This window comes from Turicibacter sp. (assembly GCF_017941855.1).
Classification (GTDB): Bacteria; Bacillota_I; Bacilli_A; order MOL361; family Turicibacteraceae; genus Turicibacter; species Turicibacter sanguinis.
On the sequence record NZ_JAGAVR010000048.1, the window covers coordinates 1 to 14,761 of the forward strand.

Annotated in this window: 11 protein-coding genes and 1 riboswitch; of the genes, 10 read left to right on the forward strand and 1 reads right to left on the reverse strand. The window is 33.5% G+C overall.

Annotated elements, in window-relative coordinates; genetic code table 11:
• The first annotated feature begins 74 nt into the window (after nucleotides 1–74).
• The 9 genes from yabG (at nucleotide 75) to J6D32_RS06685 (ending at nucleotide 10,329) form a co-directional block, all read left to right on the forward strand.
• Complete coding sequence (gene yabG / locus J6D32_RS06645; protein ID WP_006784944.1) at nucleotides 75–887, forward strand: sporulation peptidase YabG; 813 nt, start codon at nucleotides 75–77, stop codon at nucleotides 885–887.
• A gap of 106 nt (nucleotides 888–993) precedes the next feature.
• Nucleotides 994–1,233, forward strand: coding sequence for a Veg family protein (locus tag J6D32_RS06650; protein ID WP_370454856.1), 240 nt, complete (start codon nucleotides 994–996; stop codon nucleotides 1,231–1,233).
• A gap of 97 nt (nucleotides 1,234–1,330) precedes the next feature.
• The gene (gene ispE, locus J6D32_RS06655; protein ID WP_006784946.1) at nucleotides 1,331–2,185 is read left to right on the forward strand and encodes a 4-(cytidine 5'-diphospho)-2-C-methyl-D-erythritol kinase; all 855 of its coding nucleotides are present in this window, start codon (nucleotides 1,331–1,333) and stop codon (nucleotides 2,183–2,185) included.
• 254 nt (nucleotides 2,186–2,439) lie between these two features.
• Nucleotides 2,440–2,694, forward strand: coding sequence for a septation regulator SpoVG (gene spoVG / locus J6D32_RS06660; protein WP_006784947.1), 255 nt, complete (start codon nucleotides 2,440–2,442; stop codon nucleotides 2,692–2,694).
• A gap of 233 nt (nucleotides 2,695–2,927) precedes the next feature.
• Nucleotides 2,928–4,298 carry a bifunctional UDP-N-acetylglucosamine diphosphorylase/glucosamine-1-phosphate N-acetyltransferase GlmU gene (gene glmU, locus J6D32_RS06665; protein WP_006784948.1) on the forward strand — a complete coding sequence of 457 codons (1,371 nt, stop codon included), beginning with the start codon at nucleotides 2,928–2,930 and terminating at the stop codon, nucleotides 4,296–4,298.
• A 116-nt stretch (nucleotides 4,299–4,414) separates the two neighbouring features.
• Complete coding sequence (locus J6D32_RS06670; protein WP_006784949.1) at nucleotides 4,415–5,389, forward strand: ribose-phosphate diphosphokinase; 975 nt, start codon at nucleotides 4,415–4,417, stop codon at nucleotides 5,387–5,389.
• Between the two features lie 218 nt (nucleotides 5,390–5,607).
• Entirely contained in the window at nucleotides 5,608–6,168 is a 561-nt protein-coding gene (gene pth / locus J6D32_RS06675) for an aminoacyl-tRNA hydrolase (RefSeq protein ID WP_006784950.1), read from the forward strand.
• 32 nt (nucleotides 6,169–6,200) lie between these two features.
• Complete coding sequence (mfd, locus tag J6D32_RS06680) at nucleotides 6,201–9,731, forward strand: transcription-repair coupling factor (protein WP_287467438.1); 3,531 nt, start codon at nucleotides 6,201–6,203, stop codon at nucleotides 9,729–9,731.
• Between the two features lie 58 nt (nucleotides 9,732–9,789).
• Nucleotides 9,790–10,329: a stage V sporulation T C-terminal domain-containing protein gene (locus tag J6D32_RS06685; RefSeq protein ID WP_006784952.1), complete on the forward strand. Its 540-nt coding sequence runs from the start codon at nucleotides 9,790–9,792 to the stop codon at nucleotides 10,327–10,329.
• A 246-nt stretch (nucleotides 10,330–10,575) separates the two neighbouring features.
• On the opposite strand, the gene guaB is transcribed toward J6D32_RS06685, so the two are convergent.
• Nucleotides 10,576–12,054, reverse strand: a complete 1,479-nt coding sequence (gene guaB, locus J6D32_RS06690; protein ID WP_006784953.1) for an IMP dehydrogenase — start codon at nucleotides 12,052–12,054, stop codon at nucleotides 10,576–10,578.
• A 485-nt stretch (nucleotides 12,055–12,539) separates the two neighbouring features.
• A riboswitch (purine riboswitch) is annotated at nucleotides 12,540–12,640 on the forward strand.
• A gap of 423 nt (nucleotides 12,641–13,063) precedes the next feature.
• On the opposite strand from guaB, the gene J6D32_RS06695 reads away from it, so the two are divergent.
• Nucleotides 13,064–14,725: a formate--tetrahydrofolate ligase gene (locus J6D32_RS06695; protein WP_009606195.1), complete on the forward strand. Its 1,662-nt coding sequence runs from the start codon at nucleotides 13,064–13,066 to the stop codon at nucleotides 14,723–14,725.
• Nucleotides 14,726–14,761 lie beyond the last annotated feature (36 nt).

Here is a 14,761-nt window from a genome sequence, read left to right on the forward strand (position 1 = left end):
CTCATTTTCTTTATAAAGATTAGGTTTTTGTACCCAAATCATGACTTAGACATATAATAATGTGAGGTGATGATATGAGTGACGTGGTGAAAGTTGGAGACATTGTGGGAAGACGTTCTTATAATTCAGATACCATGTTTAGGATTGAAGAAATTCATGGAGATATAGCCTATTTGAAGGGAATTTTCTTTCGACTAACTGCTGATGCTCCTATTAGTGATTTAGAGATTATTTCGCGAGAAGAGTATCAACGTGCTGAACAAATAGAATTTGATCAATACCGGACGATTTTACCCCCTGTTATGAGTCAAATGCGGAGCTATGATAATGGGGATTTTTATATCAGCGGTCGTATCTTACACATTGATGGAGATGAAGAATATTTACAAAAAAGTATAAAATTATATAAATATGCAAAAGTTTATGCCCAAGCCTTTGCAATACCGGAAAAAGAAATGGGAGTTCGAGTTCCCGAACTTGTTAAAAAATTAAGACCTAATATCGTTGTGATAACAGGCCATGATGCGTTAGAAGATAAAGAACATGAGGAAGACTTGAATTCTTATCGTAGTTCGAAATACTTTGTTGAAACAGTTAATGCTTTACGTGAAATTGAACCTTCTTTGGATTATCTAATCGTTATTGCAGGAGCTTGTCAATCACATTTTGAAGCATTAATCGGCTCAGGAGCAAATTTTGCTTCTTCACCAAAGCGAATTAATATTCATGCGTTAGACCCTGCTATTATTGCATCAACAGTAGCGTTAACTCCTTATGAAGAAGAAGTGGATTTAAGAGAGGCAATTGAAAAAACAATTGCTAAAATAGCAGGTATCGGGGGCTTGCAAACTAAAGGTACTCTCCGCTATGGGATTAGAAAAGTTTAAAAATATTTTATTTTATCATTCTTAATACATAATTTCAAGTCTTTAGCGCATAATAATATTGAAAAAATTTTCTTTTTATGGTATGCTTTATAATGGAAAGGGCGTGATGTTTTTGGCTAATAATATAGTGAATATTCGTCAAGAGTTAAGTGAACAAGTAGGTAAGGAAGTTAAATTAACTGCCTATGAAAGTCGTAACCGTGTGATTGAACACACAGGTGTTTTATCAAGTACGTATCCTTCTATTTTTGTAATTGATTTAGATAATGACCGCGATTCGGTTGATCGTGTTTCTTATAGCTATATTGATATTTTAACTGGATCGGTAGAATTAAAATTTAATTAATATTAAAAAAAAGTAGTCAACATAGTTTACTACTTTTTTTGTATAATAAAATAAATTCCTGTGATAAAATAAAGTCATAACGATTGGAGGAATGGCTATGGTGACAATTAAAGCTCCAGCAAAAATTAACTTAGCACTAGATACGCTTTATAAACGTGAAGATAACTATCATGAAGTTGAGATGGTTATGACAACTGTTGATTTAGCCGACTATATTACAGTCACTCCCCTTGAAAAAAATGAAATCAAAATCAAATCAAATGAATTCACAATGCCTTTAAATGAAAAGAATTTAGCTTATCAAGCAGCAAAGTTATTTAAAGAACATTTTAATATAGATAAAGGGGTTGAAATCTATATTAAAAAACGTATTCCTGTTGCTGCGGGATTAGCGGGTGGTAGTAGCAATGCTGCGGCAACCTTAAAAGCATTAAAAGAATTGTGGCAAGTAGATTGTACAATTGATGAGTTAGCAGAACTTGGGGCAAAACTTGGATCTGATGTGCCATTTTGTGTGTACGGCGGAACAGCTTTAGCGACAGGACGTGGAGAAAAAATTCAACAAATTCCATCACCACCAAAATGTTGGGTTATTTTAATTAAACCACGTATTGGGGTTTCAACAAAAGAAGTTTATGAAGCATTAGATGCTAAAAATGTTGAGCATTTAGATATTGAGGGAATGTTAGAGTGCATCAATGAAAAAGATTATCAAGGAATTTGCACAAGACTTGGAAACTCATTGGAATCTGTAACATTTGAACGTTATCCAGTTGTTGCGGAAATTAAGAATAAATTGGTTCAATTTGGGGCTGATGCTGTTTTAATGAGTGGAAGTGGACCAACAGTGTTTGCATTAGTGCGTAAAGAATATAAATTAAGACGTATTATAAATAGTATTAATGGATGTTTCCGTGAACATGAGGTTCATGCTGTTAGATTAATTGGATAGTGATAAAAATTCAAAAAAAGACATTTTATGTAAAATAAAATGTCTTTTTTTCGTTAAGGACACGTTTTTTAAGATGTTTAATGTTACAATAAAAGGGTATTTGTAGGCAAAAGATATGGATTTTGATGAACGATGCCATTAAATTGTATAAAACTGTAAAAAATGACGTAGAACACAAAAAGAACATAAAAGTGCTTACAATACATGGTATAGTTATCTCGGAGAAAGTAATGACGATTAGGAGGATGAGAGAAATGAATATTACGGATGTAAGAATTCGCAAAGTAGAAACAGACAACAGAATGAAAGCTATCGCATCAATTACTTTAGACGATTGTTTCGTCATTCATGATTTACGAGTGATCCAAGGGGATGAACACTTGTTTGTGGCGATGCCAAGTCGTAAAACATCAACGGGGGAATTTAAGGATATTGCACATCCAATCAACCACGAAACACGTCAAGAATTAGAGCAATTCGTTATTAAAGCTTATGAAGCTACAGAATAATTTCTGTATAAGTGAAAATTAGGGGAGTTTTATTAAGCAAGATACTACTCAATAATTTATTATTGATGAATATTTATATAATTAAACTTCACGAAAAAGCATCAAAAAGCCCATAAATCTTAACATAGATTTATGGGCTTTTGTCGTCAGTTGGATATAAATTAAAACACGCACAAAACACGAAATATGTTATACTAGGAGTATTGAAAATAAATCATTGGAGGGATCATTTTATGAATAAATATGCGGTTGTTTTAGCAGCAGGAAAAGGGACGCGTATGAAGTCGAGTTTACATAAAGTTTTACATCCTGTATTAGGAAAATCAATGGTCGATCATGCAGTTACTAATTTACAAAAAATTGGTGTTGAAAAAATTGTTACCGTTATTGGTTATGAAGCAGATTCAGTACGTGCTGAATTAAAAGATCGTGTTGAGTATGCGATGCAAACTGAACAATTAGGAACAGGTCATGCTGTAATGATGACAAAAGATCAACTAGAAGGATTAGAAGGTGTAACAATTGTAACGTATGGGGACGTTCCATTGTTAACGGAACAAACGATTGCTAACTTATTTGATTATCATCAACAACAAGAAGCAGCTATTACTATTTTAACTGCTAAAGCTGAAGATCCAACAGGATATGGACGTATTATTCGTGATGAAGCAGGAAATGTTTTACGAATTGTTGAGCAAAAAGATGCAAATGCAGAGGAGTTATTAGTTCAAGAAATTAATACTGGTGTTTGCTGTTATGATAATAAAGTATTATTTGAAGCTTTAACTAAAATTACAAATAATAACTCTCAAGGTGAGTATTATTTAACGGATTTAGTTGGAATTATTCGTGACATGGGATTAAAAGTTGTTGCTTATGTAAATGAAGATTTTGAAGAAACGTTAGGTGTAAATGATCGTGTTCAATTAGCGTATGCAGAAAAAGTACTTCGTAAACGAATCAATGAACAACATATGCGTAACGGTGTTTCAATTATTGATCCAGAAGCGACTTATATTGGCACTGATGTTGTGATTGGACAAGATGTTGTGATTTATCCAGGAACAATTATCTCTGGAAATACAGTAATTGGTGCTAATACAGTAATCGGTGCAAATTCACAAATTATTAATTCAAAAATTGGGGAAAATACAACTGTGAATGCTTCTGTTATTTCAGATTCTGTTATCGGTGATCATACAACAGTAGGACCATTTGCTCACATTCGTATGCATGCTGAGATTGGTAATCAAGCACGTATCGGTAATTTCGTAGAAATTAAGAAATCTGTGTTTAAAGATGGAGCAAAATCGGCACACTTAAGTTATATTGGTGATGCAGAACTTGGTGAGAATGTCAATATGGGTTGCGGATCAATTACTGTAAACTATGATGGTAAAAACAAACATAAAACAGTGATTGGTGCAAATACAATGGTTGGATGTAACGTAAACTTAGTAGCACCTGTTACGATTGAACCAAATGCTTATTTAGCAGCTGGATCAACAATTAATCAGGATGTACCTGCAGATGGATTTGCAATTGCTCGTCCAAAACAAGTAACAAAAGAAGGTTACGCTAACAAAATTCGTCAGAAACTGTAATAAATTTCGTTTTTTTACCAATAAGGCATGAAACATCCGTCGAAATAATTGAAAAAAAACGATAAATTGTGTAAAATACTGTCTGAAGTGTGTTTATTCTAGGAGGTTAAATCATCATGGCAGAAATTAATCGTAAGAAGTTTAAAATTTTTAGTTTGAATGCTAATCGTGAGTTAGCACAAGAAATTGCAGACCGCATCGGTGTTCCATTATCAGACTGTACTTCAAATCGCTTCGCTGATGGAGAGGTTCAAGTCAATATTAATGAAACTGTTCGTGGGCATCATTGTTTTGTTGTTCAGCCAACACATGCGCCTGTTAACGAGAATTTAATGGAACTTTTAGTAATGATTGATGCGTTAAAACGTGCGTCAGCAAAAACTATCAACGTTATCATGCCTTATTACGGATATTCACGACAAGACCGTAAAGCTAAAGCTCGTCAACCAATTACAGCAAAATTAGTTGCTAACTTAATTGAGGCAGCTGGTGCAACTCGCGTTATGACGATGGACTTACATGCAACTCAAATTCAAGGATTCTTCGATATCCCAATTGATGATTTCCGTGCAATGCCAATCATTGCGAAGTATTTTATTGATAAAAAATTAGAAGATATTGTAGTTGTATCACCAGACCATGGTGGAGCAACTCGTGCTCGTACATTAGCTGAATATTTAAATGCACCAATCGCTATCATTGATAAACGTCGTCCAAAACCAAACGTAGCGGAAGTAATGGGCTTAATTGGTGAAGTAGATGGAAAACATGCTATCATCATTGATGACATGATCGATACTGCTGGAACAATCCAAATTGCAGCAAATGCTTTAAAAGAACGTGGAGCGTTATCTGTTTACGCAGCATGTACACACCCAATTCTGTCAGGGCCAGCTGTTGAGCGTATTGAAAACTCAGCTATCAAAGAATTAGTGACGACAAATACTATTAATCTGCCAAAAGAAAAACAAAGTCCTAAAATCACTCAATTATCAGTGGGTGAATTATTAGCCGAAGGTATTTTACATATCTTAAACGATGAGCCGGTATCAGACTTATTCGTTTATAACCGTGATTTATACAATTTCTAGTATTAAAGTAAAAAAGACAGTGTGTGAGCACTGTCTTTTTTATTTTTGAAAAAAGATATATTTTTCTTATAAAGGTTCAAACTATAGGAAGCTTTGATGTTTTATTTGAAATAATTGTAATATATTGAAAGTGATTGAAATACTAGGAAGAAATATTGGTAAATCATATGCGATTACTGTAAAATAGATATGTTATTTAAACTTTAGAGGTGAAGAAAATGAAATTGTTTGTAGGTCTCGGAAATCCGGGTTCAAAATACGAAAGAACGCGTCATAATGCTGGTTTTATGGTAATTGATGCATTAAGTAAAGAGTGGAATATTGAGTTAACTGATGAGAAAAAATTCAAAGGTCAGATTGGACGAGGAGTTGTAAAAGGTGAAAAGGTTATTTTATTAAAACCAACGACTTTTATGAACTTATCTGGAGAATCGGTACGTGCCGTCATGGATTTTTATGATATTGATATCGAAGATTTAGTGGTTATTTATGATGATTTAGATTTACCCCATGGAAAAATCCGCTTACGTTTAAAAGGTAGTGCAGGTGGTCATAACGGAATTAAATCGTTAATTGCTCACGTTAAAACTCAGGAGTTTAAACGTATTCGTGTAGGAATCGATCGCCATCCTAAAATTCCTGTTGTAGATTACGTGCTTGGCAAATTTACTGAAGATGAGTTAGCTCTTGTGAATCAAGCAATCGATTTAGCAGTTGGGGCTTGTACATTAGCATTAACTGATTCATTTAATAAAGTAATGACTGAATACAGTAAGTAATAGTGTTATTGATGGGAAAGTGGGTGTTAAAAATGAATGTTATGAATGATTACTTGTTAAAGTCAAACGAATTAGATTCGCTGATGAAGACACTTGAAGGGGAACAAAGAAATATTTTATTAATTGGTGTGACATCATCATTTTATGGTCCGTTGTTACAAATGATTTATGAAAAACAACAACGTCCTGTTGTTATTTTAATGCAAAATTTATATCATGCTCAACGATTATATGATCAGTTATCAAATTTGATGGACGAGGGTTCAGTCCGTCTTTTTCCTATGGATGAATTTATTACAGCCGAGATGTTAGCTTCAAGTTCTGAACTTAGAATAGAACGTATGAATACGTTAGCTTCTATTCTTGAGAATGAAGTGAAGATTGTGATTACCCATGTAGCGGGAGCCACGCGCTTTTTAACGCCAAAATCAATATTTGAACAAGCAGAAATTATTCTAGAGTGTGGTCATGAATATGAATTAGATAAATTAAAGCGTAAATTAGTTGAGCTTGGTTATAATTCAGTACGTGCTGTTGAGAGGATGGGAGAGTTCAGTGTTCGTGGCGGAATCATAGATATTTTCCCGATGACTGAGGAAAATCCAATTCGTATTGAATTCTTTGATGATGAAGTGGATTCTATTCGTTATTTTTCAACTGAAACACAGCGTTCAATTCATCAAATTCAAAAAATTTCGATTCCACCAACATATGAATTGGTATACTCAGATAAACAAGTAGAGGTATTTGAAGCACAGATTAAATCTCGTTTAAGTAAAACATTAAAATTATTAGATATTGAGACGCAAGATCAATTGCGTGAGAAGGTATTTAATGATATTGAGAATATTAAAAATCATAATAATCTCGAAATCATGCACAAATACATTTCATTACTTTATGAAAATCCAGATACCTTATTGTCGTATTTTACGAATCCATTGGTGATTTATATTGATTATAACCGCATTATTGAGAACCAAAATCATATGAATGAAGATGCACTTTCTTGGCAAGAAGGCGCAATTATTAATGGTAAAACAGTTGTTGATTTAAATTTATATCGCCCGATTACAGAAATTGAAGCTTCAACACAGTTATATCTACTTGAGCATACAAGCCAATTACAAGATGTTAAATTGACGGATACAGTCAAGATTTTAACAAAGAGTGTTTCAGAGTTTCATGGACAGTTGGAGTTTTTTGCTAAAGAGTGTAAACGATTAAAAGAGAATAAGAGTACTGTGTTTATTGCGGTATCAAGTGTAGAGAGTCGTAATAAATTGGCTAATTATCTAGAGGAATCAGGAATTATGGTTGCTATTCCAACTCAGCCTGATGAGGTTAGGGAAGGATCGATTCATATTATTTATGAGCCTCTTCCTCTTGGATTTGAATTGATTGACTCTAATATTGTCGTTTATACCGATTATGAAATTAATACTAAGCGTAAAAAGCAACCAACTTATAAAAGTTCATTTAAAGAAGGCAAGAAAATTAAAGATTTTAATGAACTTAAAATCGGTGATTATGTGGTTCATGTTCAACACGGAATCGGACAATATATTGGAATCGAGACGCTTGAAAGTAATGGAGCTAGAAAAGATTTCTTAATGATTGCTTATCGTGGAGATGATAAATTATACGTTCCTATCGATAAAATTCAGATGGTTCAAAAATATGTTGGTTCTGAAGGAGCAAAACCAAAGATTAATAAACTGGGAACATCTGAATGGGAAAAAACGAAAGCTAAAGTTAAGAAAACAGTAAAAGATATTGCAGACAAATTGATTAAAATTTATGCCCAACGTGAACATTTACCAGGATATGCTTTTTCAAAAGATACTATCGAACAACATGCATTTGAAAATGCATTTCCTTATGTTGAAACAGAAGATCAATTAAAGGCTGTTGCTGAAATTAAAGAAGATATGGAGCAACCTCATCCAATGGATAGATTATTAATTGGAGATGTTGGATATGGAAAAACTGAGGTAGCTATGCGTGCTGCATTTAAAGCCGTTATGGATGGGAAACAAGTTGCGTATTTAGCACCAACTACTATTTTAACAAAACAACACTATGAGTCATTTGTTTCTAGATTTAAGGATTTTCCGGTTAAAATTGGTCTATTAAACCGCTATGTCTCACTAAAAGAACAACAAGAATTGCTAACAAATATAAAAAGTGGTAAAATAGATATCGTTGTCGGAACTCATCGATTATTATCGAAAGATGTAAAATTCAAAGATTTAGGTCTTTTAATTATTGATGAGGAACAACGATTTGGAGTTGAACATAAAGAGAAAATCAAAGAGTTTAAAACTGAAGTTGACGTCTTAACGCTTACTGCAACGCCGATTCCAAGGACATTACAAATGTCGATGATTGGAATTAGAAGTTTATCGCTTATTGAAACCCCACCAATGAATCGCTATCCAGTGCAAACTTATGTACTTGAAGAACATGATGGGGTGATTCGTGATGCAATCGAACGTGAATTAGCTAGGGATGGACAAGTTTTTTATTTATATAACAGGGTTTCAGATATAGAAAAGCGTGCGGCACGAATTAAAAAATTAGTTCCGGATGCAATTGTTGAATATGCTCATGGCCAAATGAGTAAAGAGCAACTCGAACAAACGATGGCTGATTTTGAGGATAAAAAATTCAACGTTCTAGTCTGTACAACAATTATCGAAACAGGGATTGATATACCAAATGCTAATACTCTGATCATATCAGACTCTTATCGACTGGGGTTATCGCAACTTTATCAGTTACGAGGACGAGTGGGCCGAAGCGATCGTATTGCATATGCCTATTGCATGTATCCAAAGAATAAAGTATTAACAGAAAATGCTGAAAAAAGGTTACAAACCATTAAGGAATTTACTGAACTTGGTTCAGGATTTAAAATTGCAATGCGAGATTTAGCAATACGAGGTGCTGGAGATATGCTAGGAGCACAACAATATGGATTCATTGATACAGTTGGGTTAGATTTATACACTCAATTGTTAAGTGAAGCAGTTGTGCACGCAAGAGAAGGTAGCAACTTTGAAGTCGCTTCTTTTGAAATGCCAAAATTAGAATTTGACTTTCCAACGAAAGTTGACGCTTACATACCAGACTTTTACATTAGTGATGAATCAACTAAGATTGAGATTTATCAAAAAATTAAAAATATTAAAACCCAAACTGAATATGATGACATCATCGATGAGTTAATTGATCGCTTTGGTGATTTCCCAGATGATGTGAAATATTTAATTGATTTAACATTTTTAAAAAATTTAACTGAACCTTATCTTGTGAAAACAAAATCGACTAAAAATACGATAGAATTCATATTAAAGGAAGAAATTACACAAGATATTGATGGACAGAAATTATTTGAGGCTGTTCATCAAATTGGTTCTATGATTCGTTTAGCGTATAAAGAGAATAAAATAAATATTATTTTTGATTTACCAGTTGTAAAAAGACTTCAATGGTTTGAATACGCTTTGCAACTATTTACAAATTTCGAAAGATTCAAAAAAGATGTAAAAAAGGTATAATTTATTAAAAAAAATAAAAACTAATGTTAGATAATTTGAAAGTGAGGTTTTGAGAAAGATGAAAGCAACAGGAGTTGTTCGTCGTATTGACGACTTAGGTCGTGTCGTAATCCCAAAAGAAATCCGTAGAACTATGCGTATTCGCGAAGGGGATTCATTAGAAATTTTCGTTAATCAATCAGGTGAAGTAGTATTAAAAAAATACTCTCCAATTGCTGATATTTCAGCTTTTGCACAACAATATGCAGATGCTATGCAAGCATCAACTAAAAAAGGTATTTTAATTGTAGATCGTGAAGATATTATTGCGGCTGCAGGGGACATCAAAAAACAATACTTAAATCGTCGTGTTAGCCGTCCATTAAGTGACATGATTGAAAATCGTACTTCTAAAATTGCTGAAGGTAAAGAAGTATTAGAAATCGTTGATGGTGAAACAACTGAACGTTCATTTGTTATGATTCCAATCATTTCTAATGGAGATAGCTTAGGAGCTGTTATCTTAGTTGGAACTGAAGAAGATGAATTAGTGAATGAACTAGACATCAATAGCGTTAAAATTGCTACAGCATTCTTAGGTAAATACCTAGAAGGTTAATAGGTTAGGGACTTATCCACAATCATGGATAAGTTCCTTTTTTTATACTAATAACTTTTCAATTTCAATTGATGTCAGACAAAAAAACTTAATTTGAGATAAGATTTTCTTACTTGGAAAAATTTTAATGCTATCCTGGCGAAGGAACATATAATGAATTTTCTGTGTAAAACTTATCCACAATTGAAGAATACAAGATTCATAAAAAAAGAGAACCATCTTTTTTGAAGGTTCTCTTTTTTTATGTTATTTTTGATAGTTTGGAGCTTCTTGAGTAATTTCAACATCGTGTGGATGAGATTCACGTAATCCTGCTCCTGTAATACGAACAAATTTACCATTTGTTTTTAAATCTTCAATCGTTGCTGTTCCGCAATATCCCATTCCGGCACGTAATCCACCACATAATTGGTAAACGACATCTTCAAGTTTTCCCTTGAATGGAACGCGAGCTTCAATTCCTTCTGGAACTAATTTTTTAGCCTCTTGTTGTTTTCCGCCTTGGAAGTAACGATCACTTGAACCGCGTTTCATAGCAGCTAAAGAGCCCATTCCTACATATGTTTTATAACGACGACCGTTATATAAAATCTCTTCACCTGGTGCTTCTTCACATCCTGCGAATAAACCACCAAACATTGCACAGTCAGCTCCTGCTGCAATAGCTTTTACAAAGTCACCACTTAATTTTAAACCACCATCAGCGATAACCGGAACACCAACTGTTTTACAGTATTCGTATACTTCGTTAACAGCTGTAATTTGAGGAACACCAACTCCAGCAACAACGCGAGTTGTACAGATAGAACCAGGTCCAATACCAACTTTAACGGCATCAGCACCCGCATCAATTAAATCTTTTGCGGCTTCTGGAGTTACGATATTTCCACCGATTACTTGTAACTGTGGATAAGTTTCCTTGATTTTACGCACTGTTTCAATAACACCAACTGAATGACCATGAGCAGAGTCCACTGTAATAACATCTACACCTGCATCAACTAAAGCAGCTACGCGATCTAATGTATCAGCTCCAACCCCAACAGCGGCACCACAACGTAAACGTCCTTGAGAATCTTTACAACTATTTGGGTAAGACATTGTTTTATCAATATCTTTGATGGTTACTAATCCGCATAAGATACCCGCATCGTTAATGATTGGTAATTTTTCGATACGATGTTGCATTAATATTTGTTTAGCTTCATCAAGTGTTGTACCAACTGGAGCAGTAATTAAAGCATCGCGTCCTGTCATAACTTCTGATACTTTAACTGTTTGGTCTTCACGGTATTTCATATCACGATTAGTAATAATACCAGTTAAGATTCCATTCTCATTAACAACTGGGAATCCAGAAACTTTATAATGTTTACACTTTTCATTAGCTTCGGCGATTGTAATGTCAGCAGATAATGTTACAGGATCTGAAATCATTCCATTTTGATATAATTTAACGCGACGAACTTCTTCTGCTTGTTCTTCAATTGACATATTTTTATGGATAAATCCAACTCCACCTTGGTGAGCAAGAGCAATTGCTAAACGTGATTCAGTTACTGTATCCATTGCTGAAGAAATAATTGGGATATTTAACTCGATTTCACGTGTTAGTTTTGTTTTTAAAGAAACGTCTTTAGGTAATACTTCACTACGCTGAGGGATTAATAAAACATCATCGAATGTTAATCCTTGATATACTACTTTACCATTTAATGTGCTCATGGTGGGGCCTCCTTATGTTATAATCATGTTCATGTCCTCAAAGAGCTATTTAATGAATAGCCCGTTTTTTAGTTGTAAACATGATAGCATATACTCAAACACTGTGCAATAGAAAATAATTTTTCAAAATTAATAGTTTTATAAAAAATGATTCAAAAAGTGTTCTTCAATTTGGTTAACGATAATAACCTATTAAAGGGGATCTAAAAATGAAAAATGTTTATTTCGTTTTCATATGAAAAATTTGCTAAACGATATTGATATTTATTTTTTATTAGTTTATAATGCAATTGTAAATAAGTTGTAGAATTTGTAGGGGGTTGGAGAAAATGGAGCGAATTCAAATGACAAAACAGATGAATCAATTTACACCAATCGTATGCCTACAATTAAAAATAGTGTATCGAAAAAGTTAAACGTATGGGTTAAGTGTTTTTACTAACGCATATGTTTTTTTTTACAATTAATTTGATACCTACAGTAAATCACATAAAAATCACAGCATTCATATATCATCGATAATATGGTTCGAAAGTTTCTACCCCTTACCGTAAATACAGGGACTATGAAGGTTGTCTAATAATAAAGTGTATCGCAAAGTCATATGTTAGTGAAAGCAAAAATAGTCTCGATGAAGGCTTTATTTAACTTACCTAATATAATTCTTTAGAGTTACATTTAACTATTAGCACCTTTAGTTAAGTCCTAAAGGTGCTTTTTTATTTCTACAAATAAAAAAGTAGCTAAAAAGATTCTTTTGCTTTATTAAAGTAAAGAATATAGATATGTCATTGTACAGAAGTTTCTAAACTTTGAAAAACTTCTGCGTGTCCTAGCAGTTAAGAATAGATTATTTTGGATAATTGCTAAGTGATAAATGCATTGTAGTTAATCTTCGTATTGAAAAGATTTAGATACTGAGTCGGATTAAAACTATTAAAAACATATCTATTTCTAGATAGATGAAATATCTTGGTTAGCTATTAAAACAAAGAGGAGTGGATTTTAAATGAAAAATGATTTACAAATTGCAAAAGAAATTGAATTAAAACCAATTATTGAGATTGCTAAACAATTAGGGATTGAAGATGAAGTTGAATGTTATGGAAAATATAAGGCGAAAATTGACTTAAGTGTCATGAATCAAAATAAAAAAGACGGAAAATTAGTCCTAGTAACAGCTATTAGCCCAACTAAAGCCGGAGAAGGAAAAACAACGATGACAGTAGGTCTTGGGCAAGGTTTTTACCATATTGATAAGAAATCTGTTATCGCCTTACGTGAACCATCACTTGGACCAGTTATGGGACTTAAAGGTGGAGCAACTGGTGGAGGGTACTCACAAGTATTACCGATGGAAGATTTAAATCTTCACTTTACAGGAGATATTCACGCTATTACAACAGCAAACAATGCTATTTGTGCATTACTAGATAATCATATGTATCAAGGTAACGAATGTAATATTGATCCAACTAAAATTGTATTCAAACGCTGTTTAGACTTAAACGATCGTACATTACGTGATATCACGATTGGACAAGGTTCAAAAGTTAATGGAATTGAACGTAAAGATGGATTTAACATTACAGTTGCTTCTGAAATTATGGCAATCCTTTGTTTAGCTACAAGCTTAGAGGATTTAAAAGCTCGTATAGGAAATATCATCGTCGCTTATACTCCGGATGATCAACCAGTTCACGTTAAAGATTTAAAAATTGAAGGTGCAATTGCCATGTTATTAAAAGATGCAATTAAACCGAATCTAGTTCAAACATGCGAGCATACACCAGCTATCGTTCATGGAGGACCATTCGCAAATATTGCTCATGGATGTAACTCTATTATTGCAACTAAAACTGCTTTAAAACTTGGAGACTATGTGATTACTGAGGCCGGATTTGGAGCTGACTTAGGAGCAGAAAAATTCTTAGATATTAAATGTCGTGAAGGAAAACTTACACCAGACTGTGTTGTTATCGTCGCAACAATTCGTGCATTAAAAATGCATGGTGGCGTTGAATATGAAGATTTAAAAGAAGAAAACGTTGAAGCCTTATCAAAAGGAATCGAAAACTTAGCTAAACATATTGATTCAATCACGCAATTTAATTTGCCATACATCGTAGCAGTTAACCAATTCACGCATGATACAGAGGCAGAACTTGAATTCTTAACATCTTGGTGTGAACAAAATAATCATCCATGCGAAATCGCAAATGTTTGGTTAAATGGAGGAGCTGGTGCTAAGCAATTAGCAACTCGAGTTGTCTCACTAATTGAAGAGAACAATCAAACATTTAATCAAATTTATGAGCGTAACCAAACATTAGAGGAGAAAATCTTAACAATCGCTCAAAAAATTTATGGGGCACGCGGAGTAAACTATACAGACGAAGCAAAAGCGCAATTAGAAACAATAAAAAAATTAGGATACGAAGATTACTTAGTATGTATGGCTAAAACACCAGTTTCATTAAGTGATGATCCAAAAGTTCTTGGACGTCCAACTGATTTTGACATTACAATTCGTGAAGTTCGTATCTCAGCAGGAGCTGGATTCATTGTTTGCTTAACAGGTAACGTCTTAACAATGCCAGGATTACCGAAAGAACCAGCTGCTTTAAAAATGGATGTAACACCAGAGGGTGAATGTATCGGGTTATTCTAAAAGCATATATATAAGGATAGAAAAAATAAAATAGGG

Bases quoted from the DNA above. Each gene is read 5' to 3' on its own strand.
- J6D32_RS06685 (WP_006784952.1), top strand. From the start codon at position 9,790: ATGAAAGCAACAGGAGTTGTTCGTCGTATTGACGACTTAGGTCGTGTC.
- yabG (WP_006784944.1), top strand. From the start codon at position 75: ATGAGTGACGTGGTGAAAGTTGGAGACATTGTGGGAAGACGTTCTTAT.
- mfd (WP_287467438.1), top strand. From the start codon at position 6,201: ATGAATGTTATGAATGATTACTTGTTAAAGTCAAACGAATTAGATTCG.
- pth (WP_006784950.1), top strand. From the start codon at position 5,608: ATGAAATTGTTTGTAGGTCTCGGAAATCCGGGTTCAAAATACGAAAGA.
- J6D32_RS06650 (WP_370454856.1), top strand. From the start codon at position 994: ATGTTTTTGGCTAATAATATAGTGAATATTCGTCAAGAGTTAAGTGAA.
- glmU (WP_006784948.1), top strand. From the start codon at position 2,928: ATGAATAAATATGCGGTTGTTTTAGCAGCAGGAAAAGGGACGCGTATG.
- J6D32_RS06695 (WP_009606195.1), top strand. From the start codon at position 13,064: ATGAAAAATGATTTACAAATTGCAAAAGAAATTGAATTAAAACCAATT.
- spoVG (WP_006784947.1), top strand. From the start codon at position 2,440: ATGAATATTACGGATGTAAGAATTCGCAAAGTAGAAACAGACAACAGA.
- ispE (WP_006784946.1), top strand. From the start codon at position 1,331: ATGGTGACAATTAAAGCTCCAGCAAAAATTAACTTAGCACTAGATACG.
- J6D32_RS06670 (WP_006784949.1), top strand. From the start codon at position 4,415: ATGGCAGAAATTAATCGTAAGAAGTTTAAAATTTTTAGTTTGAATGCT.
- guaB (WP_006784953.1), bottom strand. From the start codon at position 12,054: ATGAGCACATTAAATGGTAAAGTAGTATATCAAGGATTAACATTCGAT.